The following is a 24,533-nucleotide window of genomic DNA, read 5'->3' as shown; positions in this document are numbered from 1 at the left end:
TCTCTAGCCTTTGCGGGCTTCAAAGTCTGCCATAAAGGCCACTAACGCCTTCACCGCCTCAAAAGGCACCGCGTTGTAAAGGGATGCGCGCATGCCACCCACAGAGCGATGCCCCTTCAAACTCAGCAGCCCAGCTGCTTCAGCCTCTTGTAAAAACGGTTTATCGAGGCGCTCATCGGCCAGCACAAATGGGACATTCATCCGCGAGCGACTGGACTTTTCTACCGGACTGGAAAAGAAATCGCTGCCATCGAGAAACTCATAGAGTAACGAGGATTTTTTAGCGGCCTGTTGGGCCATAGCTTCAACCCCGCCCTGCGCCTTAAGCCACTGGAAAACCAGGCCGGAAAGGTACCAGGCAAATGTGGGCGGGGTGTTATCCATTGAACCGGCATCGGCTGCCACTTTCCAGCTCAAACTGCGCGGAATATCTTTCATCGCCCGATCCAGGAGATCATCGCGCACTAAGGCGACCGCAATTCCCGAAGGTCCAATATTTTTTTGCGCGCCGGCATAAATTACACCGAACTTCTCCACGTCGATCGGGCAGGAAAGGATATTTGATGACATGTCCGCAACCAGAGGGCAGTCCACTTCTGGAACATAATCAAACTCGATACCGCCAATAGTCTCGTTGGGCGTGTAATGAAGATAGGCCGCACCCTCGCTCTGCTGCCAGCTATTCTGCGCTGGCACATAACTAAAATTGCGGTCCTCGCTAGTGGCGACCACATTCACATCACCATAGCGCCGGGCCTCTTTAATCGCTTTTGCGGCCCATTGTCCCGAGTGGATAAAATCTGCCTGCTTAGAGCCGGCGCCAAACAAGTTCCAGGGTATCGCGCTAAATTGCCCGGTAGCCCCCCCCTGCAGAAACAGCACCTTATAGTTATCCGGCACCTTGAGCAGATCGCGCAAGTCCTGCTCCGCGCGCTCAGCCACCTCAACAAATTCCGGCGACCGGTGGCTAACCTCCATCACTGAACAACCCAGACCGCGCCAGTCCATCAGCTCCAACTGTGCTTGCTGTAAGACCGGTTCCGGCAGAGCCGCTGGACCAGCGCAGAAATTGTATTTCCTCATGACCTGATTTCCACAAACTAAAAATGGTTTCAAATTCAACTAGATATGCCGACGCACAAAACACCATCTTGGGAGATGGATATCACGCTTTTAAGCATTTCTTAGGGTGCCAGAGGCAAGAAAGGCCGCGATAATCGCAGCCTTTCTGTTGGTAGTTTGGGGTGGGTCACTCGGCCCCACCGTTATCTTCACCCTCTTCTTCCGTCTCCTCGATGCGCCCGAGGCCCACGAGTTTTTCACCGCTCTTGAGTCGAATGACACGGACACCCTGGGTATTGCGCCCCAGCACCGAAACCTCATCGACTCGGGTGCGCACCAGAGTACCCTGATCGGAAATTAACATCATTTCCTCACCCGGGTGGACCTGACAAGCTCCGACCAGAGCGCCGTTACGCTCGCTTTCGGCGATTGCGATAACCCCCTGGGTACCTCGACCTTTCGTGGGGAACTCGCTGATCGCGGTGCGCTTACCGTAGCCGTTTTCAGTCGCCATCATCACGGAGCCTCCCTCTTCAGGGATTACCATGGCGATCACTTCCTGCCCCTCCTGCATGCGGATACCACGCACACCGCGAGACACGCGCCCCATAGAGCGCACATTGGCTTCGGAGAAGCGGGCTGCTTTACCAGCACTGGTGAGCAGCAACACATCGCGCTCACCATCGGTTACCGCTGTAGCGACGAGACGATCGCCCTCCTCCAGCTCAATTGCGCGCAAACCAACGCTGCGCGGACGGGCAAAGGCCGTCAGTGGAGTCTTCTTCACGGTGCCATTGGCGGTGGTGAAGAAAATAAAGTGATCCTCATCGTATTCAGACACTGGCATCAGACTACTAATGCGCTCACCCTCTTCGAGGGGCAGCATATTGACCACCGGGCGGCCACGGGAGGCGCGGCCAGCAGTCGGCACTTCATAGACTTTGAGCCAATACACCTTGCCCTTGTTAGAGAAGCACAAAATAGTGTCATGGGAGTTGGCGATCAGCAGGTGCTCGACGAAGTCCTCATCTTTCACCTGGGTGGCCGACTTACCCATACCACCACGACGCTGAGCTTGGTAATCGGTCAGAGGCTGACTCTTGGCATAGCCACCGTGGGAAATGGTCACCACCTTGTCTTCCGGGGTGATCAGATCTTCTACGGTCAAATCCTGACGGGAGGCAACAATATCGGTGCGACGCTCATCACCAAAGTCTTTTGACAGCTGCTCCAGCTCCTCGCGAATCACTTCCATCAAGCGCTCAAAACTGCCGAGGATATGCAGATACTCGGCGATCTGCTCCAATCGGTCCTGGTATTCCGCCAGCAGTTTGTCGTGCTCCATACCAGTGAGGCGGTGCAGGCGCAGTTCGAGAATGGCCTGTGCCTGAGCTGGGGACAGATAGTAAGCGTTATCGCGCAGGCCAAATTCTTTAGGCAGGTCATCTGGGCGGCAGGCATCGGCGCCAGCGCGCTCCAGGAACTGCTGTACGTTACCCACCGGCCAACCCTTGGCTAGCAGCGCCTCACGGGCTTCCGCCGGCGTTGCGGAGGATTTAATCAGTTCAATGACCGGATCAATATTGGCAATAGCAATAGCCAGGCCTTCTAGAATGTGGCCGCGCTCGCGTGCTTTACGCAGCAGGTAAACGGTACGGCGGGTAACCACTTCCTGGCGGTGACGTACAAAGTGCTCAAGCAACTCTTTCAGGTTCAGCACCTTGGGCTGGCCATCAACCAGAGCTACCATATTGATGCCGAACACGCTCTCCAGCTGGGTCTGGGAATAGAGGTTATTCAGGACCACATCACCCAGCTCACCGCGCTTAAGCTCAATCACTACACGCAAGCCGTCTTTATCGGATTCATCGCGCAGCTCAGAGATACCCTCAATCTTCTTCTCTTTCACCAACTCGGCAATTCGCTCAATCAGGCGCGCTTTATTCAGCTGGAAGGGAATCTCAGTAATGATGATCGTTTCGCGATTGCTCTTATCATCGCGAACGACGTCTGCCTTGGCGCGCACATAGATGCGTCCGCGACCAGTGCGGTAGGCTAGCAAGATACCGGCACGGCCGTTAATGGTTGCGCCAGTGGGGAAGTCCGGCCCGGGAATATGCTCCATCAAGTCGTCGACAGACAGCTCGGGGTTAGCAATCAGCGCCAGGCAGGCATTAACAACTTCCCCCAAATTGTGAGGAGGAATATTGGTGGCCATGCCCACAGCAATACCGGAGGAACCGTTTACCAGCAGGTTCGGTACTCGGGAAGGCAGTACCTCCGGCATCTGCTCGGAGCCATCGTAGTTGTCGACAAAATTGACCGTTTCTTTATCGAGGTCGGATAGCAGCTCGTGGGCAAGCTTATCCATGCGAATTTCGGTATAACGCATGGCGGCCGGGCTATCACCGTCGATAGAACCGAAGTTACCCTGGCCATCCACCAGTGTGTAGCGCATAGAGAACGGCTGAGCCATACGCACAATGGTGTCGTAGACCGCGGTATCTCCATGCGGGTGATATTTACCAATCACATCGCCAACGACACGCGCTGACTTTTTATAAGGTTTGTTCCAGTCGTTTTTAAGCTCGCTCATAGCGAAGAGCACACGACGGTGTACCGGCTTGAGGCCATCGCGTACATCCGGCAGTGCGCGCCCGACGATCACGCTCATGGCGTAGTCGAGATAAGACTGCTTTAGTTCTTCTTCGATATTAATCGGAGAGATTTCTTTGGCTAATTCGCCCATGGCTTACGGCGTTCCTTTTATAGCGCGGGCATGGATACTGAGCCCGGATAAGCGGGCGATTCTAGCACAGTTTGACGCCTTTGGATGGCAGTCCCCACGCACTTCCGAGCCTCACCTACAGCTGTTGCTGTGGGCAGACTCTGCCGCTAAAGTAAATCCCTATCTTAACCGTCGCCACTTACCTCCCATGCCCCAAGCAATAGATACCCTGATTCATGCGCGCTGGATTATTCCGGTAGTCCCCGAACAAAAAGTGTACGAGAACTGCTCACTCGCTGTTGAAGGCGGACAAATTACCGCTCTGCTGCCATCGGCAGAAGCCAAGATACGCTTTAAAGCAAAGCGGGAAGTAGAACTTGGACATCACGCCCTGATTCCCGGACTGATCAATACTCACAATCACGCGCCCATGACACTATTGCGGGGTTATGCTGATGACCGCCCCCTCAAGGAGTGGCTGGAGAAACATATCTGGCCAGCGGAACAACGCTGGGTGGGGCCGGAGTTTGTCGCAGATGGCAGCCGCCACGCTATTGCTGAAATGTTGCGCTCGGGCACTACCACCTTCTCAGATCAGTACTTCTACCCAGAAGCCGTAGCAATCGCCGCTCGGGAAACCGGCATCCGCGCTCACATCGCCTTCCCGATATTAGACGTACCCACCCCCTGGAGCCGCCACGCCGAAGAGGCCTTGCACAAAGGCTTGGCACTGCGCGACGACTACCGCGCCCATGAACGCATTGAGGTGATGTTTGCACCACACGCCCCTTATACAGTTGGCGATCAGACCCTGGAAAAAATCGCCGTGTGTTCCGCCGAGGCGCAAATTCCCGTGCAGATCCATCTGCATGAGACTTACCAAGAAGTGGAAACTGCGTTGAAACAAAATGGTGAACGCCCCACCGAACGACTACAGCGGCTAGGCCTGATGAGCCCACAAACGCTCTGTGTGCACATGGTAGCAACCAATGAACGGGACATAGAGTTGTTAAAAACCAGTGGTGCGCATGTGGCCCATTGCCCATCCTCCAACCTCAAACTGGCCTCCGGCTTCTGCCCCACGGTCGAGATGCTCGACGCCGGTATCAATGTATCCCTGGGCACCGATGGAGCCGCGAGTAACAATAGTCAGGACCTTTTTGCCGAGGCCAGTACCGCCGCCCTGCTCGCCAAAGCCGTAAGCGGCAAGGCCACTGCGCTTCCCGCTCACCAGGCACTGGCGATGGCCACCATCAATGGTGCCCGCGCCCTGGGAATTGAAGAGAAGACTGGCAGCCTGGAAATCGGCAAGAGCGCCGATATTGCCGCGATCGATCTATCCGGCCTCGAACAGCAACCAGTGCATGACCCTGTATCACAGTTAATTTATGCCAGCGGTGGACACAATGTCAGCGATGTCTGGGTTGCCGGCAAACAACTGCTGGAGGATCGCCAGCTGTTAACCTTGAATGAGGCAGAGGTAATCCAGCGGGCGCAATTATGGCGTGATAGAATCGCCGGCCATTCACGCTAGGCGTTATTGGTTACGGTAATTCAACTGCAATAAGCAGCCAGCAATTGACGATTAACCGGGCAATTAAATTGACTCTCTTCGTCATTTATTGCCGCCCGTGAAGTACGGAAGTAGTCATTCGACCCTCCTCGTATTCGCGGACTAGGACCGGCTTATAGCCGGCGACAGCACCTCAGTGCTGAACTAACCCGGCACAAATTTATTTACGGGTTGATAGCGACGGAGTATGCAGAGAATTTCATGAGTAATGTAGATCCCGCGGAAATCGCCAAATTCGAACAACTCGCCAGCCGCTGGTGGGACAAAGAAGGCGAATTTAAACCCCTTCACGAAATTAACCCATTGCGTGCTAATTATATCGATAGATACGCCTCGGTGGCTGGTAAAAAACTGTTGGATGTCGGTTGTGGCGGTGGCATTCTAGCCGAGGCAATGGCTCAGCGAGGCGCGACGGTAACCGGTATTGATATGGGCGAAGCCCCTCTCAATGTCGCCAAGCTACACGCCTTGGAAAGTGGCGTATCGGTAGATTATCGACGTATTACAGTGGAAGCACTTGCCGAGGAAGCCCCTGAAAGTTACGACGTTGTCACCTGCCTGGAAATGCTCGAGCATGTACCCGATCCTGCCTCGGTAATCCGCGCCTGTGCCAACTTGATCAAACCCGGCGGGCACCTGTTTTTTTCGACGATCAACCGCACCCCTAAAGGCTGGCTTTTCGGGGTGGTGGGAGCGGAATATATCCTACGCTTACTACCCAAAGGCACCCACGAATACAGCAAATTTATCCGACCTTCGGAAATGGGTGCCTGGCTGCGCGAGGCGGATCTGGAGTTACGCGACATCACCGGCATGACCTATAACCCGGTAACCCGCACCTATAAACTGAACCCCCGCGACGTCGACGTCAATTACCTGATGTATGCCAGCAAACCCGAATAAGCGAACCATAGAATGAAAGCAGTTTTATTTGATCTGGATGGCACACTCCTCGACACCGCACCAGACTTTATTGTCGTGCTCAATCAGTTGCGCCACCAGGAGCAACTCCCTCCCCTGCCCGATCAGGTTATCCGTGGCACCGTCTCTAGCGGCTCGCGAGCACTGGTCACCCTGGGGTTTGGCAAGCAGGAAGGCGATCCTGAATTTTCCAGCCTTTTGCAGCGCCTACTGGATCTTTACCTGGCACACCTCGCAGAGCAGACCGTACCTTTTCCCGGCATAGAGCCATTACTTGATACGCTGGCACAAAATGAAATCCCCTGGGGTATCGTTACCAACAAGCCCGAAGCGTTTACTGCGCCCCTTATGCGAGCATTCGAATACCTGCCGCCAGCCTCCACTGTGATTTGCCCGGATCATGTGAGCAAGTCCAAGCCAGACCCTGAAGCCATACTGCTCGCCTGCAGCAAAATAGGCTGCACTCCAGCGGATGCCGTTTATATAGGGGATCATCAGCGAGATATCATTGCCGGCCAGCGTGCGGGCATGCCCACCATTGCTTGCGCATACGGATATATTGATGCATCCGACGATCCCGCTAACTGGGGTGCCGATCACCTGGTCAGCTCAGTGGATGAAATCTGGCCTCTACTCCAGCAACATTATATTTAACCTTCGAAACCATGCCCGGCCCGATGCTGGGCGCCAGCATCAGGATGTTTCATGTCTGAATATGCCGGCGACTATGTCGCTCCATCAAACCTACTAAAAGATAAAATCATACTTGTTACCGGCGCTGGTGACGGTATTGGCAAGGTTGCAGCAAAGACTTTCGCCGCACACGGAGCCACTGTAATCTTACTGGGACGCACCACTCCAAAACTCGAAATGGTCTATGACGAGATTGAGGCCGCAGGAGGACCGCAGCCGGCCATTTTCCCAATGGACCTCAATGAAGCCAAAATAGAGCACTTTGAAAGTTTTGCCGAGGCCATTGAACAGGAGTTTGGCCGTCTCGATGGGCTACTTCACAATGCCAGCCTCCTCGGGCAGCGCACCCCTCTGGCAAATTACAATTTCTCCGCCTGGCAACAGGTTATGCAGGTCAATGTTAATGCCGTATTTGGACTCACCAAAACACTACTGCCATTACTAGAAAAATCCGAAGCCGGATCAGTGGTATTCACCAGTTCCAGCGTAGGCCTAAAGGGAAGGGCTTATTGGGGTGCCTACTCTGTATCAAAGTTCGCAACGGAAGGCCTTATGCAGGTGTTGGCCGATGAGTTGGATGGCGTATCCAATGTACGGGTGAATAGCCTCAACCCAGGCGCAACTCGCACCCCAATGCGCGCAACAGCCTATCCGGCAGAAAACCCCAAGTCTGTGGCGGCACCAGAAGAAATTATGCCCACCTACCTCTACTTAATGGGCGATGACAGCCGTAGTCAAAGCGGCAAACACTTTAGCGCTCAAAAACGCTGAGCCTATGTAAACAGTAAAAAACCGGGTAAAACCCGGTTTTTTACTAAGAAGGATACCCTTGCATTACTTACTTGGGGATTTCTCTCCCAATGAATCTCTCTGCCCGGCACCCTTATCGGTTGCCGCATGCTCAGGCACATCCGCAAAGATGTCCCCTTCAAATTCCATCATCTCACTGCCATCAAGCATTTCCTTCTGAGCACCATTTCCAGAAAAGTCCTGCTCTATGTTTTTCCCCTGCTGGCTCTGAGACAGGCTAACCATGCTCGTAGCGGCAAAGGCCTCCCCTGCAAAAGAGAGTCGCAACCCCTCAAAACTAAGGTAACCTAGCGTGGCCAATAGAACTGCGGGAGTAATAAGACCTTTCATTTTCCGCCCCTGGATAGTTTTTGCCTATATTTTTAACCCAACCAATAGCTAAGCGCTCGACAACCTCCTAATGTAAGCGCTGCTCTTACAAATGAGCCGGCCTGAACAATAAAGAGTGGCAGGGTGACCCATTTTTATGGAAGCTATTTTTCCATGTAGGTTCCACTAAAAGCGTGCTGAGACGCACAAATCCAATTGTCCATCACCAACTGCTCCGGCAAAATAAAACCAACAACCGGCAAAAGCGTAATAAATAGTCATGACTCGAATTTTTATAATCTCCCTTCTAGCGATCCTTACCTCCAGTGTTTATGCAGATTCACTTGGAAAGCAGCTCAAACACTGCTCTAAAGTGACATCCAATACAGACCGATTGGCCTGCTACGATAAGCTCAGTAACTCCATTGAAAGGCGAGCCGAACAAAATTTTGGTCAAGAGTATAAGCAAACTGTAGAGACACCTGAGTCTATTGAGGCAAGAATCACTGAGATTCAAGAGAGCACTCACAATAAAAAGATTGTCACTCTGGAGAATGGTCAGATTTGGAAGCAGAATGATACAGGACGCATTTTCTGGAAGGCCGGCGATCTCATTATCGTAGAGCGTGCAATGTTTGGCTCCTTCTTTATGAAACCCGCCAATGGCGGAAAGAAAATGCGAGTTAAGCGCCTAAAATAATTTATCTTTTATTAACTGGGCGTTTGCTGCGCCCAGCCCCTTCCACAAAAACTCATCAGTCAACCTTTAATGGACGCAAAATTCAACTTTCATCTATCGTTAAGGTGAAAAGGGCGCCAAGAGCGCCTGGAGAGACTGAACAAAGCATATCGTTCACGCAGTCAACAGAAGGTTTAAGCACTTGTCCCGAGAAAACTTTTACTCAAGGGATGAAGACTGGCTGAAGGATGCAGACAACGCCCTCTCCGATTCCTGCTCCAATGCGGAAAATCGCGGTCAGGCAGAAGATGCCGAACCCGATATCGAAGAGATCCATTCAGTTGGGGAATCGCTCAGCGAAAGTGGCAGCACCCCAATGCAAAGCTATCTCAAGCACCTATACAGACTTGAGCTGCTTACCCCAGAGGAGGAACACAGTACCACCTGCCTACTGCGGGATCTCGAAGATACCCTGATTGAGAAATTACAGCAGTGCGGAACCGAGCTTGTGCAATTGCGTAGTGAAGGCGTGGAGCAGCGGGGCAGTACCGGTGCCTATGACCACGGCCTGATAATTGCTCGCACGGAGATGTTACTGTCACTCGAAGAACTCACCCGACGAGAAAGAAGCAAACTCGGTGGGCTTCTGAGACGCTTTCAGGAGCAAAGAAAAAAGCTGATTCAGTGCAATTTACGCCTGGTAATCGCTATTGCCAAGCGCTTTCGCAATCCCTCGGTCCCTTTTATTGATCTGATTCAGGAGGGGAACGTCGGCTTAATGAAGGCCATAGAGCGCTTCAAGCCGCAAATGGGCTACCGATTTTCAACCTACGCCTACTGGTGGATTCAGCAGGAAATACAACTGGCTATGCGGCGCAATGAAGATTTGGTTCGCCAGCCAGCCAATGTGCAGGATGACTTACGCACAATTTACCGTGCCATCGGCGAGGTACGCGCATTAGGCCAGCCCGCATCCGATGAAAATCTAGCCAGGCACACGGGACTTGACCTGGAACGAATTCAAAGCTTGCTCAAGCTACCCGGCCCAACAGGCTCACTGGACGACCCTGTCGCAGACGACCAGAGCAGTACCCGCTTGGATTACGCTCCCGCCGACGAACTTTACAATACCGATGAATTGGTCACCAACCAAGAGCTGGCAGAGCGACTACGCGAAGCTGTCGACCGCCTGCCAGCTAGGCAAAGGACGGTATTGAACCTGCGCTATGGACTTATTTCAGACAAGGATTGCTCTTTCAGAGTTATCGGCGAACAGCTTGGGCTCAGTCAGGAACGCGCCCGCCAACTGCACTCCGATGCCATTCGTCAACTGAAACGTCAGTGGCGATAACCGTCCAAAAACTCCGCGGCCAGGGGCTGATCTCAGCCCCAGCCAAACTTGAGGAAGCCGGTGGCGGTCGATAGGTAGCGTGCTTGCCTTCAATCACTTTCCCACTAGTCTTAATTACAGCTCTTGCAACTATGATCCTCACAACCCATGCGTAAATATTCCAAAAATGGTGTAAGCGGCAACACAGCATTGGGCTGTACACTTTTGCTCGCCTGGATTCTCCCCGGAGCCCCTGCCACTATCGCCGAGCAGGAAATTATTATCAGCGCAGGAAAGGGGCTAGGAAATGTCCTAATGCAGAGAGACTCGATTTCAGCCGCCAAAGTAGGCGGTATCAACTATTCCTACCTGTTCACCTCTTTCAACAATGCCAATAATTCCTGGCAGTGGTGGGGACAAGGCAGTTATTCCTATATCCGCCTGGAACACCTCAATAAAACCCAGCAGCAAAATATTCTAGAAATCAAACCGGTGCTGCGTTGGTATCCGCGCAGTAAACCCCTCGGTAGCTTTGGTGAGGCGGGTGTCGGGGCTTCTTATTTAAGCCAGCAGGAATTTGGCGATATTCGACTCAGCACCAAGGTAAATTTTGCCTTACATTTTGCTCTGGGCTATCGCTTCAGTAGCGGCCATACACTATCGCTGCGCTATAGCCACTTTTCCAATGCCTATACGAATATCCCCAATCCCGGTTTCGATTTTGCCTCATTTAATGGGCACTTTAATTTTTAATCAGCCTCTGCCTAGCTGGAAGAGCCAACTAAATCCCGATAGATATTTATGGTCTTTTTAACGATTTCTTCATGAAAAAAACCATTTAACTCCACCTTATCCCGCCGCTCCATTAAAGCCAGCCCCACATCACATAAAGCTTGTGAATCTCCCCGCTCAACGACTCCCCTGGGGAAACAGCCCTCCAGCACCTCTCCAGCACAAGTATCTTTATAGGCAACCACAGAGCACCCCATCGCCAAAGCCTGCATAGCACTTTGGCCGCTAGGCTCACCAGGGCTGGCCAAACTGAAAGTCAATTGCGAGGAGGCATAGAGCTCCCGTAAATCCTTTCTCTCTCCCAGAAAAAGTACTTTCCCTTCCAGCCCCAACTCTTGAGCCAGTTGCTCCAACTTGCGGATATGGTGTAAATCACCACCCTTTGATGCCCCTACCACCAACCCCAATAAATCCTCCCGGCTAGTTACGGCCCGCGCCAGAGCGTGCAAAAACACCTTCAGCTCACCCTTTTCAGACAAGGGGCCCGAATACAGCCACCAATTTTTTCCCTCCAGTTGCGGATAGCTATTCAGGAAACGCAGATGCCATTGGCCTGATACAGGTTTACTGCGATCGAACTCCCGAGAGCTAATGCCCCAGTGCACGATATGGGTAGGATTAGCCAATTTTTCCCCAAGATGCGCTTTCAGGTGGCTGGCAATTCCATCGGATGATGCGATCACACATGGCCCGGAAACCAACCCTACATCCCTTCGACTGGGCGAATAATAACCATCGACATGAGTGACCAAACTGGGGCGTGTATTGACATCCATACCATCCCAAGCTCGCCAGACCACCTGGGCGGTTAAACGCCCATGGACATGGACCACATCGGCATTTAAATTCTGTAGGACACTGCGTAAGCGGCGCACAAGGGCCATAGCCCAAAAAGGCTTCTTGTTCAAAGGCAATGGGATATGTTGGACATCATGCAGTTCGAGGCGCGCCACCAAGCCCCCCCCGGCTGAGATCACAATTGGTTTTGCGTCCTGCCGAGCCAACTCCTGAATGAAATCCAGCGCAGCCTTACCTCTATCTCCAGGCTCCAATTCAGGCCAGATTTGTACAATTCTCAAAACATCTACCGCAAAAGTGGAACAAAGAGAGTATTTTGACCCTCACAGAAGTAATTTCCCAGTAGATTCCACACAGATTTGCAACAAACCCCTCTGGCAAGGCCAATTTACCTGCGCAGTCACTTGGTATCAGGCGGGCTTCTCGAGTGCTAACATGATTCGCCTCAACACATTCAGGGAAAAGCAATGTTCCAACGCTACTTCACACGGTCAATCGCTCTTGTTCTTATATTATTTGTTGGCACAGTCTCTGCAGCCGAAACAGATCAAGGTATTTTCTGGAAAGCCACCAAGGAGGATAAAACTGTCTACCTGCTGGGATCTATCCACCTGGCCACAGAAGACTATTACCCAATGCGCTCCCAGATAGAGCGTGCCTATGCCCAAAGTGATGCCGTTGCTGTTGAAGCTGATATCCTCGCCGCCGAAAGCGATATGTTGATACAGCAGAAAATTAGGATGGAGTCTGTTTATCAGGGAGAACGCAGCCTGCGTGATGACCTCCCCGCAGATTTGTACAAGAAATTACAAGCCTGGATGCACAAACGCAACATGCCGGAGGCGATGTTTATTCGCCAGCGCCCAGCCATCGCCATGATTTCCATGAGTATGATCGAAATGCAGGCCCAGGGTCTCAACCCGGAACTGGGTATCGATCGCCACTTCCTAAGTAAGGCTAAAAAGGACGGCAAACCGGTATTGGAGCTGGAGGGGGTCCTGCAGCAATTCCAGCTATTAAATGGCCTGGATAATCCCGCCCTTTTACTCCAGCAGACGCTTGAGCAGCTGGAAGATATCTCTACCTTTTTGCCAAAGCTCACCAGTGCATGGAAAGCCGGAGACGACAAAGCTCTCAATCACCTGATTATTCTCGATGGCCTTGAAGAAAGTCCCGAGTATCAGCCGCTTTATGAAAAATTGTTTTTTCAGCGCAACGAGAAAATGGCGAACAAAATAATCTTAAAAGCGCCGAAGTATCGCAAACTCTTTGTGGTTGTCGGCGCCGGCCATTTAGTCGGCCAAGGCAGCATTGCTGAACTGATGAAGCAAAAAGGCTATAAGCTGGAGCGTATCTAAACTTTCACTTATCAGAAAAACAATTGAGCTACAACCCGCTTCATTTCCACCCAAGAAACACTTGTAGAAGTATACACAGCTGCAGGTGTTTCACGGGCTTACTTAATAACACCCATCCCTTACTCGGCCATACCCCAAGACCTTCTCTTTATAAGTAAACCCTACCCCAGAAAACCGAAAAATCATCAAACCTACTTGCTAAACTGCAACAATACGCAGCTAAAGATACAGCCGCCTCTAAGGACACTGCATGAAATACTACGCCCTGTATTTCGCCCTAACCTGTGTACTTTTATCTCCCTTCGCCACTGCTGATAAGGCCAAAACTGAAGGGGGACTAAAAATTACGTCCAAGGATGATAATTTTTCTGCAGAACTCGGCGGCCGCATTCACTTTGACACATATTTTTTTGACAAAGATAAAAACTACTATGACACCATCTTGTTTGATACAGAACTTGAAGAACCCGTAAACACTACAGATTTTCGTCGAGTACGACTAAAAATGCGGGGAAAATTGTGGAAATGGGAATACGAACTGGAAAGAGACTTTGCCTCCTCTGGAACTGGAGGATTAAGGACTGTATACCTGGGCACTAAAGTCTTTGATGGAAGCCTCCGCATAGGAAATTTTAAACCCAGCCGCTCGATGAACCAACTCACTTCCTCCAATCAAATCACCATGATGGAGAGATCCTTTGCCTCATCCGCTGGTATTTATGACAACCGCGGCAGGCAACAGGGAATTGGCTGGCATACCCATTGGTGCTGTCATACCTATGGGGTCACCCTTTTTAATCTGCGCAACCCCGGTGATCCACGCAACGAGGGTATTGGTGCCGCCACCCGATTTACCTGGGCCCCAATCAGTAACTTCGACAGTACTGTACATCTGGGCGCTTCATTCAGCTATGAAGACGCCAATGAAGACACGCCACCGCGCGAGGCACTAGTCGAATACGCAGGGCGTCGCGGCCCAGAACAACTGGTTGCACTGAGCCCCGGTGGTGGTGAATTTTTCTTCGGTGATTTTGGCGATGATGAATTTTATCAGGGCGACCCTGGTGGAGATGTGTGGATTCTGGGATTAGAACTCGCTGGCGCCTATGGGCCTTTTTACGCCCAGTCTGAATACGCTTTTGGGAGTTTTTCCGGAGATTTCTATTTGTCCGAATTTACATTTTTCGAGTTCTTTGGTGCGCCGCCTCGTTTTTTTTGTGACCCATATACCGGTTGTTTTATCGGAGACCAAGATGTACGCACTTGGTATATCGTGGGAAGTTGGGCGATCACTGGTCAGCACAAACCCTATGATGAGAAAAGTGGAGTTTTCAGATCTATCAAACCTACTCCACCAGAGAGCGCCTTCGAGATTACCGCACGCTACGATACCATCGAAAACCGGGATATTCCCGGCATGAAGGTGAGCAATTTTGTTTTTGGGTTTAATTATTATTTTAATCCCAAAGTGCGCCTGATGCTAAACGTGACTCTCGGGGATGATAAATTTACCGGCGATCAAACCAAGCAGCTTGCTATTCGCATGCAGGGATTCTGGTAAGCAGAACAACCCCGGTGAAAACCCACCGGGGCTTTATTAGGAGCGGAGCGTTAGCCCACTTGCTGAGCTTTAGTGGGGTCGAAAATTTCAACCTCTCTAGCTTGGCCGGTTTTACCAACAGGATTTTCAAAACGACTTAGCGCCTGCTCTCTCTGGCGTTGCGCCTCCAATACATTAGCCTTTTTGATGTGCCCGTAACCTTTAATAACCTCGGGATAACTGAGCAATTCAATAGCCGCCTGGTGGTTTTGTTCGTTCAACTGCCCCACCACTTTCTCAACCAGCTGCTCATACTCAGCGATTAAAGACCGCTCCATACGTCGCTCAGCGGTATAGCCGAAAATATCCAGAGCAGTACCGCGCAGGAACTTTAATTTGGCCAAGGCTCCGAATGCTTTGTGCATCCAACCACCAAACTTCATTTTGCGAGGACGCCCCAACACTTTGTCGAAACGGGCCAGTAATGGCGGTGCCAAGTTGAATTCGAGGTCAAAGTCTCCGCTAAAATTCTCCCGCAAAGATTGAGTAAAGCGCCCGTCAGTGTAGAGGCGCGCAACCTCATACTCATCCTTGTAAGCGAGCAACTTGGCATAATTTTGCGCAACCACTTCGGCGACCATTTGGCGCCCGGGTACCTTAAGGGTTTCCGCCGCTTTAACTTTATCCACCAAAACTTGGTAGCGCTTAGCCAACTCTACATTTTGATAGCCAGTCAAATGCTCAACCCGGTGAGCAACAATTTCATCCAGACCTTTGGGTAGCTGTACAGGCGCTCGATCGTGAGCAAGCAACCGGTTTAGAGCTTTGCGGTCTGCGGCAGCAAGGCGCCCGGCAGCAAAGCCCTGCAGATTGCCCTCCACTGCCACACCATTCAGCTCAATTGCCTGTAACAGCGACGCTTGGGAAAGTGGCAATAGGCCTTTTTGCCAAGCAAAGCCCAACATAAATATATTGGCCGCCAGAGTATCTCCAAGTGCAGATTTGGTCAGACGGTGAGCCTCAACAGAATCCAGCGCGTTAACCGCGTTACTTAGGGTATCGAGAACCGCTTGTGGAGAGTGAGCATCCTCACGCCCCAAAACGGTGGCAGCGGTGGGGCTCAGGTGGGTATTCACCACCGCACGACTGTGGGTTTCATCCAGCTTGGCCAAACAGGCGGCGAGATTTCCCGCAGCGATCAAATCACAAGCCATCAGTGCATCGGCGCGACCATCGGAGATTCGCACTGCTTGCAATGCTTCTGGGTGAGCTGCAAAACGAATATGGGAATACACCGCGCCGCCTTTTTGCGCGAGACCGGTCTGATCCAGGGTACTGCAGGCTTTGCCTTCTATATGGGCCGCCATTGCCAACAGAGCACCAATAGTCACCACCCCGGTACCACCCACTCCTGTCACCAGGAAGTTAAAGGGTTCATCCAGACCCGGCAGTTGTGGTGCAGGCAGCTTTTCTGCTTCTGTGCGCAAGATATCGCCAACGCCCGCACCTTTGGCCAAGCGCCCACCTTTTACCGTCACAAACGAGGGACAGAAGCCATTGATACAGGAGAGATCCTGATTACAACCGGTCTGGTTAACACGGCGCTTGTCCCCCAAAGCTGTAGAAACCTTTTCCACGGCAATACAGCTGGATTGCTGCACACAGTCGCCACAGCCTTCACACACCAACTCATTAATAAAGGGGCGCCCCTCAGCCTGGGGTAGTAAGCCGCGCTTGCGCTTACGGCGCAATTCAGTAGCACAGGTCTGGTCGTAAATAATGACCGTACACCCTTCCACCTCACGCAACTCCTCCATTACCGCCGGCATATAATCCCGATGGCGAATCTCTACCTCGGAAGGGAAGCTCAGGGCACCCTGATATTTGTCTGGGTTGTCCATCACCAGAACAACCTTCTGCACACCCTCGGCCAGCACTTGGCGGCAAATCATATCCGGCGCCAACTCTCCATCATGGGGCTGGCCACCTGTCATGGCGACGGCATCGTTGAACAGGATTTTGTAGGTGATATTTACCTTAGCGGCGACAGAAGCGCGAATTGCAAGGACCCCCGAGTGGAAATAAGTACCATCCCCCAGGTTCACAAATACATGCTTTTCATCAGTGAAAGGCGCCTGCCCCACCCAGTTGACTCCTTCGGCGCCCATTTGGGTAAAGGTGAACGTCTCGCGGTCCAGCCACTGGGCCATATAGTGGCAGCCGATTCCGGCAAGGGCGCGACTGCCTTCTGGCACTTTGGTGGAACGGTTATGCGGGCAGCCGGCACAAAACATGGGTAGGCGAGAAACATTGGAACCCGCTTGTTGCGCGATGCGCTGGGCCAGGGCATTAAGGCGCATCAAGCGATGTCGCCCGCGCTCACCCAGCTTATCCTGATCCAAAATCAGACCAAGCACCTGGGAAATAATAGCCGGGGATAGCTCACCATAGGCAGGCATCAGCGGTTGATCGTGTTCATCTACTTTCCCGAGAATACGCGGGAAATTAGGGTCTTTGAGGTGAACATTGTACAGCTCCTCTTTCAGCTGCACCTCCATCAGACTACGCTTTTCCTCCAGCACCAGCAAAGTATCTAAGCCGCGGGCAAACTCCTGAATTCCAGGTACATCGAGGGGGTAGGTCATCCCCACTTTGAGGATACGAATGCCCAATTGCCGGGCTTTTTCCTCATTAATCCCCATGTCCTCGAAGGCCTGCATCAAGTCCAGGTGAGCCTTACCGGTAGTGACGATTCCAAGAGTGGCATTGGAGTTTTCCAGCACAACCTTGTTCAGCTTGTTCGCCCTAGCAAATGCCAGAGCCGCCGGGCGCTTATAGCGCCACAGACGCTCTTCCTGTTCGAGGGGGTTATCCTGCTTGCGGATATTCAGGCCACCTGCGGGGCGCTCGATCTCAGGATAATTGAACTGTACCCGCTGGGGATCGACTTCCACGGTAGCGGAACTATCCATATTCTCTGCCAGAGTGATCATTGCCACCCAGCAGCCACTAAAACGGGACAGCTCCAGGCCATAGTGGCCGTAATCCAAGACCTCCTGCACAGTTGCAGGATTCAAGACTGGAAGATGCATATCCACGAAAGCAAATTCCGACTGCCCCGGGTAGGAAGAGGACTTACAGCCGTGGTCATCCCCAGCGACAATAAGAGCACCACCCTTTGGCGAGGAACCCGCAGCATTGGCGTGACGGAAGGCATCACATGAGCGATCCACGCCCGGAGTCTTGCCATACCAGATACCACAAACGCCATCGACTTGAGCGCCATCGAATAGGCCAACCTGCTGGGAGCCCCACACGGCCGTCGCGGCCAGCTCCTCATTCACGCCCGGCTGGAATCGAATATTGTGCTGATCCAGTAATTTTTTGGCCCTCGAGAGCTGCAAATCATAACCACCGAGGGGGGAGCCGCGGTAACCGGAGATAAAAGTTGCAGTATTTAAACCGCGAGCTTGGTCCATCCGCATCTGGTCAATGGGCAGACGCACCAGCGCCTGGATCCCCGAAAGAAGCACACGGCCTTTGAGGGTGGTAAAGCGATCATCCAGTGAGATTTGTTTTTTCCCCTGGGAGTCCACCGCGCGCTGGGGACTGGCTACTTTTTCAGTCATACACCTAGTTTCCGGTCATTTATTCTTCTCGAAACCCAGTTCGAGCTATAAGTCATTATTCTTCCGAATTGCTCCGTCTCGGTAGTTAGCTGATCAATTTTTCGGCACCCTGCAAAACTCTCTGGCGGGTAATCACAAAAAGCGCTCAGGCTGAAACGGATTGGTCAGGTCATACTAGTGCGTTAAGCGCAACAGAGCATTGCTTTATTTACGTAAATGTGCGTAAATTTGTGATGAAAATCTCGATCGAGCAATTTTTTATAGGATAGGAGTCTTTATGAAGCGTTCGACAGACCTGGATGATTTCGACCGCAAGATTCTGCGAGCGCTGCAGGAGAACGCCGATTATTCCATGGCGGAGCTCGGAGACAAAGTGGGTCTTTCCCACACCCCCTGCTGGCGCCGTATCAAAAGGCTGGAGGCGGAGGGTATTATTCGCGGCCGAGTCACCCTGCTGGACCCGCGTAAATTGGACCTGGGAGTCACAGTATATTGTTACGTGACCATCCACAACCACGATGAAGAGTCCCTGAATAATTTCGAGACTGCGGTACAGGATGTTCAGGAAGTGGTCGAATGCTATTCAACCAGTGGCGACAAGGACTATGTTCTGCGTGTAGTAGTGGACAGTGTTGAACATTACGAGCAACTGTTAAAACGCTCACTGGTGCACCTGCCCAATGTAGCCTCGGTGAATTCCACCTTCGCCCTTAAACAAGTGAAATATACCACTCAGTTGCCGCTCTAGCAGAATAAGAGGCTGAGGCAATACCAGAGCCTCATGAATGAGCCCCATAGTTTGTGGGGCTCAAAAAACCTATCAAGCCAACGCCCGCAGCTTTTGTATTAATCGATCCAATGCCTGTTGCAGATTCAAACCATCACAGCGCAAAGTAATATCCGCATATTTGCGGTAGAGGATCTGGCGCTCCTCAAATAAACTGTCAAAACTTTGCTCCGGTGCTTTGGCTATCCCACGACTTTCATAATTGTGGATTCTCCGGCGAAGTTCATCTGCGGAACATTCCAAAAACACGACTGTGCCCTGCGCACGCAGATTAGCCATTCCCTCAGCACTGTAGACCGCGCTGCCCCCAGTGGAAACCACATGCTTGGGCAGCTGCGCTGCGGCAATGACCTCCCCCTCTATAGCCCGCAAATTGAGGTAGTCACTCTCCGCCATAATTTCCTGCAGTGTTTTCCCCTCCCGCGCCTGAATCAAAACATCTGTATCAACAAAATCCAGAGCCAGCTCTTTGGCCAACAACACACCCAAAGTACTTTTACCTGCACCGGGCATGCCAATCAGAACAATACTTTTTCTTTTTTTCATCTTTTTACCTGTTCGCAAAAATCAGAGCGAAGCAGTAATCAACGTTAATCGCCGCGGCGAGGGAAAAATACAGCGCGCAGCCAGCCAAATAGGCTATTACCTTGCAGCATAAATTTATCCAGCTCATCCATATTGTGAGCCTGGCGGAAAGCATCGGCAAAAAGCGCCTCGCGGGTAATCATTCTTCGTTTGGGGTTAATGGTTTTTATCGGCTTGGCTGGATTCCCTGCTACAACTGTATTGGCTGGCACATCCTTGGTGACCACACTACCCGCGCCGACAACGGAATTATCACCAATGCTTACGCCTTTACAAATAGTCGCACTATCGCCAATCCAAACATTATTCCCAAGGCGCACCGGTGCAGTGCAACGAAAAGGCCTGGTACGATTATAGAGGCCATGCCAATCGGAATCAGAAATATAAACATTAGCGGCGATCATACAGGCATCGCCAATTTCTATGGACTGCGCAGCCGATATCCTCACTCCGGGAGAAATCAGCACATAGTCCCCAATGGTAATAAAAGCCTCGCGCCCCTTGTGCCCAAAGGTAGTAAAGCGAACGCACTTTTCCGCATTAGAAATTAAATGGGGATAATTACCCAGGCGAACATTCCCTCCAAAAACATGTACTGAAGAAGGGTCCATCACCTCGGGATCAACACCTACCGCATCAAATTGAGGAAGTAAAAAATAGTGCGTGCGCCAATTGCGCCAATGCAACTGCAGGCGCTTTAACCAGTAAGGCCTATGATCCTTGCGCATAATAAAATATCTACTTGATGGGGCGAACTGCCCACAAAAAATCGCAATTGCTTTTGTGCAAGCGCCGGTTTAGTGTTTGAGCCAAGTAAAATAGCAAGCAGTAAAATATGTCCATTCATTTGCCCATCGATATCCGAGCCATCAAGGGATTCCTCGCTGCCCACGAGGGCGAAGCGCTCTATCATCTTGCCGCTGAGACCAGCAGCCTCGGCCCCTGTCTCGAAGTAGGCAGCTACTGCGGTAAGTCCACAATCTACTTAGCTTCAGCCTGCAAACTGACCGACAGTGTCGTGTTTGCCGTGGACCACCACCGCGGCTCCGAGGAGCATCAACCGGGTGAGGAATACCACGATCCCGATTTGTTTGACCAAAAAGCCAACCTAATGGACAGCTTCCGAACCTTTCGAGCCAATATGAGAGCGGCCGAACTGGAAGACTGGGTTGTTCCCGTGGTAGCTCCCTCCTCGGTGGCCGCGCGCCACTGGAATACCCCACTGGGTCTGGTATTTATCGACGGAGGCCACTCCCTTGAAGCGGCACTGACCGACTATCGCAGCTGGTCCAGGCATATCGTGCCAGGCGGCTACTTGGCCATTCACGATATATTCCCCGACCCCGCCGATGGAGGCCAAGCCCCCTATGACATTTACAAGCTCGCTCTAGCTTCCGCTCAATTCGAGCTGGTCGAAACTGTCGACACCCTGGGCATCCTTCGCCGTATCTGAAGGCAGGCATACCGAGGTAAACAAACCGCTCGCCGGCGTCAGGTCGGCGAGTGCATCTGCCGCAAGCAGCATCGCACCCACGGTCCAGGTGGTTTTCTCCTCAGGCCAAACCGCCTGGTCTCGATAGACATATCCAGTCCAGTAGCCACCATCGCTGTCCTGCCAGCGGTGCAGGCCGCGATAAATGATCTCCGCACGTGCCCGCTGCCCCGAGGCCAATAGGGCCATAGTCAACTCGCAGGATTCCGCCACGGTCACCCAGGGCTCATCATTGACACAACGGCAACCCAAACCGGCCACCACAAACTCATCCCAGCGCTGCTGTAGTCGTGCACGCGCAGCTTCGCCTGTAAATGCACCAGTGAGCACAGGGTAAAACCAATCCATGGAAAAACGCGCCTTGCTCTCCCAGGTACGATCAAAACGCTCGGGTTTACTTTGTAGAGCCACACCTAATGCCGTGCGCCCCCGCACCCATTCCGGTCGAGCCACCCCCAACACACTGGCAATATTGATCGCGCACTCAAGGCTTTTAAAAACTGAAGCACAGCCGGTAATCAGGGCGTCCTCTTTGGGCTGTCCCCCGGCATCCACGGCCCAGTGAATTTCACCGTATTCAGTCTGAAGACCCAGGACAAAATCGATAGCGCGCTCAACCATCGACCAGTACTGCTGTAGAAATCCTTTGTCGCCACTGATCAGGAAATAGTGCCAGACCCCAGTGGCTACGTAGGCGACAAAATTAGTCTCCCGGCGCTCACCGTTATCGATCGCTCCATCTTTATAAGCCGCCCACCAGCTGCCATCCGGCAATTGAATATCCGCCAACCAGCGATAGGCTTTCTCCGCGGCACCAAATTCTCCGGCGATAGCCAATCCCATGGCCGCCTCAACATGATCCCAAGGATCGGCATAGTGCCCTTTAAACCAGGGGATTGAGCCATCGGGTAATTGCTGGGAAAGGATATAGGCTGCGCTATCACGCACAAAACCTACGGGGAAAAGGCTTGTACTCTTTTTGGGGGGCAATACCGTTTCACTCATGGGTTCACCTCCCCAGCCAAACCCAGGGGCTCAGGCGCCCGCTGCTCCGCTTTCACAAAATAGAGCGCGACACTTTTCCCGAAAAGAGGGTTCAACAGCTTTTCAGCCACACGTGTGAGTGTGGGCCGCTTCATCAAGTCCCACACTAACAAGCGATGGTAAGCTTTCACCAAGCGGTTATCTGGCTTATCCCAAAACAGACACTTCAACCACCAATAGGGCGCGTGCAGTGCGTGCGCCTTGTGCCGAGCGAAATGGCGATGTCCCAGGGCTTCAATACTCTGACGCAGCTCCCGCTCACGGAAAATACGGATATGCCCCCCCTCCACCTGATGATACGCATCGCTAAGCTGCCAGCAGATCCACTCGGGAAAATACGCCGGCACAGTAGCGGCAAAGATACCTGAGGGCTTCAATACACGGTCAATTTCTGCGAGAACCGCTTTGTACTCATGAATGTGCTCCAATACCTCGGAGCAGATCACTACATCGAATGTGGCGTCGGCAAACGGCAGCTGCAAACCATTGGCAACCCCAAGTAACAGGCGCCCTTTGGCGTGTTCAGAATTATTAAAAGGCTCTGCCCGCTCATTGGCGGTACACACATCATCTAGGCACAGATCAATGCCGTATACATCCACCTCATCAGTGATCATCAAATGAATGGAGTGACGCCCCTCGCCACAGCCCAGGTCCAAAACTTTTTGTCCCGGGCGAAGGTTCAGGTGTTGCGGATCTACAGTAATCATTAAGCAGCCTCCGCACCACTAACATCTGTATCGACTAAGCCCGTTTCATTCTGCTGTTGCACGACAGACTCGCCAAGTATTTCCCGGTAGTAAGCCACCAGGTTCGATGCCGCCAAACTCCAACAGAACTTGTTTTCAATACGCGCCCTGCCTTGAGCGCCCATATCCGCTTGCAAAGATTTATCCGCCAGAACACGACCAAGGGCCTCCGCCAGCGCATTACTGTCACCGGCCGGGACGACGATGCCGGCGTCGCCGACAACTTCTGGCAGCGCGCCTCCATCACTGGAAACCACCGGGGCCCCACAGGCCATCGCCTCACCCGCAGGCAAGCCAAACCCTTCATACAGTGATGGGCAGGCCACTACTGTTGCACTGCGGTAGTGGTTCACCAGTTCTTCATTGGAAATCCCAGAAACAAACTGCACAGCATCTTGCAGTTTCAACTTCTGCAACAGCTTTTCGGTAGCGCCGCCTTTGCGCAAACGGCCAACCACCAATAGCTCCAGCTCAGGAAAGCGCTCACGCAATCCGGCCATGGCCTGCAGTAAGACTCCAAGCCCTTTGAGCGGCTGGTCCGCCGAAGAGGTCGTCATAATACGCAAGGGTTGGCGATCCACCTTGTTATCGGGGCTGAAGATCTCTGTGTCGATACCGTTATAGATCAGGTGTATTTGCTCCGGCGCCACCCCGAATTGTTCGATGATGTCTCGCTCTGACTGGCGCGATACCGTGACAATATGGCGCAACTTCCTCGAAACCTTGATTTGCATATTCAGGAAGTTGTGCCAGCGTCGCACCAACAAACGAAAGCGCCAGTCCGGCGCCGCATCTAGGGCTAGCTGGCGATCGCGGGTAATGGGATGGTGAATAGTGGCAACAACTGGGAGGCCGCTGCGCTCGATATCCAACAGCCCATAGCAAAGCGATTGGTTATCGTGAACTATGTCGTATTGGGGACCATGCTGACGTAAGTATTTACGCACGCGACGACCAAAAGTATATGGCTCGGCAAAACCGCCGGTCAGTTTACTCAGCCATTCAAAGAAGTCTGCCCAAGAGAGCAGATGTTTTGGTCTAAGGGCACGGCTGGGCTTTTCTACTTCATAGAGATTGAGTCCGGGCATCTTGATCAAGTTCACCCGCTCATCCAGCTCTGGGTAGGGCTGGCCGGATATCACATCGACCGAATGGCCGGCATCAACCAGAGCCTTACTCAAGTAACGGAGATAAATTCCCTGGCCACCACTGTGCGGATGACTGCGATATCCCAGTAGACATATTTTTAGTGGCCGTGTCTCGCTAGCCATTGGACCGTCTGCACAATTTCCCAAGGCGGTCATAGATTCCCCATCTGCTTGTTCTGAGACCCACACTCATTAATCAAAAAGGCAGCGCCCTGCTGTGAAGCCTGGCTAAAGCAATCGACCAATCCGGGGCCCTACGCTGATAAAGCGGAAGAATACACTGGCGGGGAAATGACTGCTAGGCAGAAGTAATCCACTCTCTTGGCCAGTCTGCCCTTCCGCGTGGCTTCTGAAGCCAAATAAAGTACGCAGCGAACTTCTATCAAATACATTATCAGCCGATGATCTACACCAGATCTCTGCGCTGCACATCCCCCATTTAAAAATATTTTTGCCTGCGCCAGGTTTACTCTCAGCCCAGTCATCAGAGGCAGGATGAATAGAAA

The 24,533-nt window shown here is 52.3% G+C and carries 21 protein-coding genes; 11 read left to right on the top strand and 10 right to left on the bottom strand.

The features are described from left to right. Positions 1-3 precede the first annotated feature (3 nt). Together serC and gyrA are read right to left on the bottom strand one after the other, a co-directional pair. A complete protein-coding gene (gene serC, locus ACJJIV_RS18045) occupies positions 4-1,083 on the bottom strand; it encodes a 3-phosphoserine/phosphohydroxythreonine transaminase (protein ID WP_252082385.1) in 1,080 nt (359 codons plus the stop codon). A 166-nt stretch (positions 1,084-1,249) separates the two neighbouring features. Continuing rightward, the gene (gene gyrA / locus ACJJIV_RS18040) at positions 1,250-3,811 is read right to left on the bottom strand and encodes a DNA gyrase subunit A (RefSeq protein WP_252082387.1); all 2,562 of its coding nucleotides are present in this window, start codon (positions 3,809-3,811) and stop codon (positions 1,250-1,252) included. 187 nt (positions 3,812-3,998) lie between these two features. Between gyrA and ACJJIV_RS18035 the strand changes: the two genes are divergently transcribed. From ACJJIV_RS18035 to ACJJIV_RS18020, 4 genes are all read left to right on the top strand, one after another. Next, positions 3,999-5,324: a TRZ/ATZ family hydrolase gene (locus ACJJIV_RS18035; RefSeq protein ID WP_444891725.1), complete on the top strand. Its 1,326-nt coding sequence runs from the start codon at positions 3,999-4,001 to the stop codon at positions 5,322-5,324. A 240-nt stretch (positions 5,325-5,564) separates the two neighbouring features. After that, positions 5,565-6,266: a bifunctional 2-polyprenyl-6-hydroxyphenol methylase/3-demethylubiquinol 3-O-methyltransferase UbiG gene (gene ubiG, locus ACJJIV_RS18030; protein WP_444889838.1), complete on the top strand. Its 702-nt coding sequence runs from the start codon at positions 5,565-5,567 to the stop codon at positions 6,264-6,266. A gap of 12 nt (positions 6,267-6,278) precedes the next feature. Beyond that, positions 6,279-6,938: an HAD family hydrolase gene (locus ACJJIV_RS18025; protein WP_444889837.1), complete on the top strand. Its 660-nt coding sequence runs from the start codon at positions 6,279-6,281 to the stop codon at positions 6,936-6,938. Between the two features lie 51 nt (positions 6,939-6,989). Continuing rightward, positions 6,990-7,748 (top strand): YciK family oxidoreductase, encoded by a 759-nt coding sequence (locus ACJJIV_RS18020; RefSeq protein ID WP_444889836.1) that lies wholly within the window; start codon positions 6,990-6,992, stop codon positions 7,746-7,748. 63 nt (positions 7,749-7,811) lie between these two features. Here ACJJIV_RS18020 and ACJJIV_RS18015 read toward each other — a convergent pair whose 3' ends face one another. Beyond that, positions 7,812-8,117, bottom strand: coding sequence for a hypothetical protein (locus ACJJIV_RS18015; protein ID WP_444889835.1), 306 nt, complete (start codon positions 8,115-8,117; stop codon positions 7,812-7,814). Positions 8,118-8,376: 259 nt separating this feature from the next. Here ACJJIV_RS18015 and ACJJIV_RS18010 point away from each other — a divergent pair, with 259 nt between their 5' ends. The 3 genes from ACJJIV_RS18010 (at position 8,377) to ACJJIV_RS18000 (ending at position 10,858) form a co-directional block, all read left to right on the top strand. Further along, positions 8,377-8,796, top strand: a complete 420-nt coding sequence (locus ACJJIV_RS18010) for a hypothetical protein (RefSeq protein WP_444889834.1) — start codon at positions 8,377-8,379, stop codon at positions 8,794-8,796. A gap of 181 nt (positions 8,797-8,977) precedes the next feature. Beyond that, positions 8,978-10,126 carry a sigma-70 family RNA polymerase sigma factor gene (locus ACJJIV_RS18005; RefSeq protein WP_444889833.1) on the top strand — a complete coding sequence of 383 codons (1,149 nt, stop codon included), beginning with the start codon at positions 8,978-8,980 and terminating at the stop codon, positions 10,124-10,126. 147 nt (positions 10,127-10,273) lie between these two features. Further along, positions 10,274-10,858 carry an acyloxyacyl hydrolase gene (locus ACJJIV_RS18000; protein ID WP_444889832.1) on the top strand — a complete coding sequence of 195 codons (585 nt, stop codon included), beginning with the start codon at positions 10,274-10,276 and terminating at the stop codon, positions 10,856-10,858. Between the two features lie 11 nt (positions 10,859-10,869). Here the strand turns inward: ACJJIV_RS18000 and ACJJIV_RS17995 are convergent, their stop codons facing one another. Then, positions 10,870-11,976 (bottom strand): glycosyltransferase family 4 protein, encoded by a 1,107-nt coding sequence (locus tag ACJJIV_RS17995; RefSeq protein ID WP_444889831.1) that lies wholly within the window; start codon positions 11,974-11,976, stop codon positions 10,870-10,872. Between the two features lie 186 nt (positions 11,977-12,162). Between ACJJIV_RS17995 and ACJJIV_RS17990 the strand changes: the two genes are divergently transcribed. Further along, a complete protein-coding gene (locus ACJJIV_RS17990; protein ID WP_444889830.1) occupies positions 12,163-13,053 on the top strand; it encodes a TraB/GumN family protein in 891 nt (296 codons plus the stop codon). Positions 13,054-13,303: 250 nt separating this feature from the next. Then, complete coding sequence (locus ACJJIV_RS17985; RefSeq protein ID WP_444889829.1) at positions 13,304-14,614, top strand: OprO/OprP family phosphate-selective porin; 1,311 nt, start codon at positions 13,304-13,306, stop codon at positions 14,612-14,614. Between the two features lie 50 nt (positions 14,615-14,664). On the opposite strand, the gene ACJJIV_RS17980 is transcribed toward ACJJIV_RS17985, so the two are convergent. Further along, positions 14,665-18,222: an indolepyruvate ferredoxin oxidoreductase family protein gene (locus ACJJIV_RS17980; protein WP_444889828.1), complete on the bottom strand. Its 3,558-nt coding sequence runs from the start codon at positions 18,220-18,222 to the stop codon at positions 14,665-14,667. Between the two features lie 277 nt (positions 18,223-18,499). Between ACJJIV_RS17980 and ACJJIV_RS17975 the strand changes: the two genes are divergently transcribed. Then, positions 18,500-18,970, top strand: coding sequence for an Lrp/AsnC family transcriptional regulator (locus ACJJIV_RS17975; protein WP_152452743.1), 471 nt, complete (start codon positions 18,500-18,502; stop codon positions 18,968-18,970). 72 nt (positions 18,971-19,042) lie between these two features. Here ACJJIV_RS17975 and ACJJIV_RS17970 read toward each other — a convergent pair whose 3' ends face one another. Continuing rightward, positions 19,043-19,555 carry a shikimate kinase gene (locus ACJJIV_RS17970; protein ID WP_444889827.1) on the bottom strand — a complete coding sequence of 171 codons (513 nt, stop codon included), beginning with the start codon at positions 19,553-19,555 and terminating at the stop codon, positions 19,043-19,045. A 44-nt stretch (positions 19,556-19,599) separates the two neighbouring features. Beyond that, positions 19,600-20,322 carry an acyltransferase gene (locus ACJJIV_RS17965; RefSeq protein WP_444889826.1) on the bottom strand — a complete coding sequence of 241 codons (723 nt, stop codon included), beginning with the start codon at positions 20,320-20,322 and terminating at the stop codon, positions 19,600-19,602. A gap of 107 nt (positions 20,323-20,429) precedes the next feature. Here ACJJIV_RS17965 and ACJJIV_RS17960 point away from each other — a divergent pair, with 107 nt between their 5' ends. Then, complete coding sequence (locus ACJJIV_RS17960; RefSeq protein WP_252082408.1) at positions 20,430-21,047, top strand: class I SAM-dependent methyltransferase; 618 nt, start codon at positions 20,430-20,432, stop codon at positions 21,045-21,047. Here the strand turns inward: ACJJIV_RS17960 and ACJJIV_RS17955 are convergent. The 3 genes from ACJJIV_RS17955 to ACJJIV_RS17945 are packed head-to-tail and all read right to left on the bottom strand — an operon-like array spanning position 20,982 to position 24,183. Beyond that, complete coding sequence (locus ACJJIV_RS17955; protein ID WP_252082410.1) at positions 20,982-22,091, bottom strand: prenyltransferase/squalene oxidase repeat-containing protein; 1,110 nt, start codon at positions 22,089-22,091, stop codon at positions 20,982-20,984. The genes ACJJIV_RS17960 and ACJJIV_RS17955 overlap by 66 nt on opposite strands. Next, a complete protein-coding gene (locus tag ACJJIV_RS17950; RefSeq protein ID WP_444889825.1) occupies positions 22,088-22,840 on the bottom strand; it encodes a class I SAM-dependent methyltransferase in 753 nt (250 codons plus the stop codon). The genes ACJJIV_RS17955 and ACJJIV_RS17950 overlap by 4 nt, the downstream gene beginning before the upstream one ends. Beyond that, positions 22,840-24,183, bottom strand: coding sequence for a glycosyltransferase family 4 protein (locus ACJJIV_RS17945; protein ID WP_444889824.1), 1,344 nt, complete (start codon positions 24,181-24,183; stop codon positions 22,840-22,842). Before ACJJIV_RS17945 ends, ACJJIV_RS17950 begins: the two co-directional genes overlap by 1 nt. Positions 24,184-24,533 lie beyond the last annotated feature (350 nt).

The organism is Microbulbifer mixtoriginis (SeqCode) (assembly GCF_052466765.1).
Note: the sequence above shows the minus strand (reverse complement) of the source record. Positions and strands in the feature narration are given on the sequence as shown.

Bases quoted from the DNA above. Each gene is read 5' to 3' on its own strand.
- serC (WP_252082385.1), bottom strand. From the start codon at position 1,083: ATGAGGAAATACAATTTCTGCGCTGGTCCAGCGGCTCTGCCGGAACCG.
- gyrA (WP_252082387.1), bottom strand. From the start codon at position 3,811: ATGGGCGAATTAGCCAAAGAAATCTCTCCGATTAATATCGAAGAAGAA.
- ACJJIV_RS18035 (WP_444891725.1), top strand. From the start codon at position 3,999: ATGCCCCAAGCAATAGATACCCTGATTCATGCGCGCTGGATTATTCCG.
- ubiG (WP_444889838.1), top strand. From the start codon at position 5,565: ATGAGTAATGTAGATCCCGCGGAAATCGCCAAATTCGAACAACTCGCC.
- ACJJIV_RS18025 (WP_444889837.1), top strand. From the start codon at position 6,279: ATGAAAGCAGTTTTATTTGATCTGGATGGCACACTCCTCGACACCGCA.
- ACJJIV_RS18020 (WP_444889836.1), top strand. From the start codon at position 6,990: ATGTCTGAATATGCCGGCGACTATGTCGCTCCATCAAACCTACTAAAA.
- ACJJIV_RS18015 (WP_444889835.1), bottom strand. From the start codon at position 8,117: ATGAAAGGTCTTATTACTCCCGCAGTTCTATTGGCCACGCTAGGTTAC.
- ACJJIV_RS18010 (WP_444889834.1), top strand. From the start codon at position 8,377: ATGACTCGAATTTTTATAATCTCCCTTCTAGCGATCCTTACCTCCAGT.
- ACJJIV_RS18000 (WP_444889832.1), top strand. From the start codon at position 10,274: ATGCGTAAATATTCCAAAAATGGTGTAAGCGGCAACACAGCATTGGGC.
- ACJJIV_RS17990 (WP_444889830.1), top strand. From the start codon at position 12,163: ATGTTCCAACGCTACTTCACACGGTCAATCGCTCTTGTTCTTATATTA.
- ACJJIV_RS17985 (WP_444889829.1), top strand. From the start codon at position 13,304: ATGAAATACTACGCCCTGTATTTCGCCCTAACCTGTGTACTTTTATCT.
- ACJJIV_RS17980 (WP_444889828.1), bottom strand. From the start codon at position 18,222: ATGACTGAAAAAGTAGCCAGTCCCCAGCGCGCGGTGGACTCCCAGGGG.
- ACJJIV_RS17975 (WP_152452743.1), top strand. From the start codon at position 18,500: ATGAAGCGTTCGACAGACCTGGATGATTTCGACCGCAAGATTCTGCGA.
- ACJJIV_RS17970 (WP_444889827.1), bottom strand. From the start codon at position 19,555: ATGAAAAAAAGAAAAAGTATTGTTCTGATTGGCATGCCCGGTGCAGGT.
- ACJJIV_RS17965 (WP_444889826.1), bottom strand. From the start codon at position 20,322: ATGCGCAAGGATCATAGGCCTTACTGGTTAAAGCGCCTGCAGTTGCAT.
- ACJJIV_RS17960 (WP_252082408.1), top strand. From the start codon at position 20,430: ATGTCCATTCATTTGCCCATCGATATCCGAGCCATCAAGGGATTCCTC.
- ACJJIV_RS17955 (WP_252082410.1), bottom strand. From the start codon at position 22,091: ATGAGTGAAACGGTATTGCCCCCCAAAAAGAGTACAAGCCTTTTCCCC.
- ACJJIV_RS17950 (WP_444889825.1), bottom strand. From the start codon at position 22,840: ATGATTACTGTAGATCCGCAACACCTGAACCTTCGCCCGGGACAAAAA.
- ACJJIV_RS17945 (WP_444889824.1), bottom strand. From the start codon at position 24,183: ATGACCGCCTTGGGAAATTGTGCAGACGGTCCAATGGCTAGCGAGACA.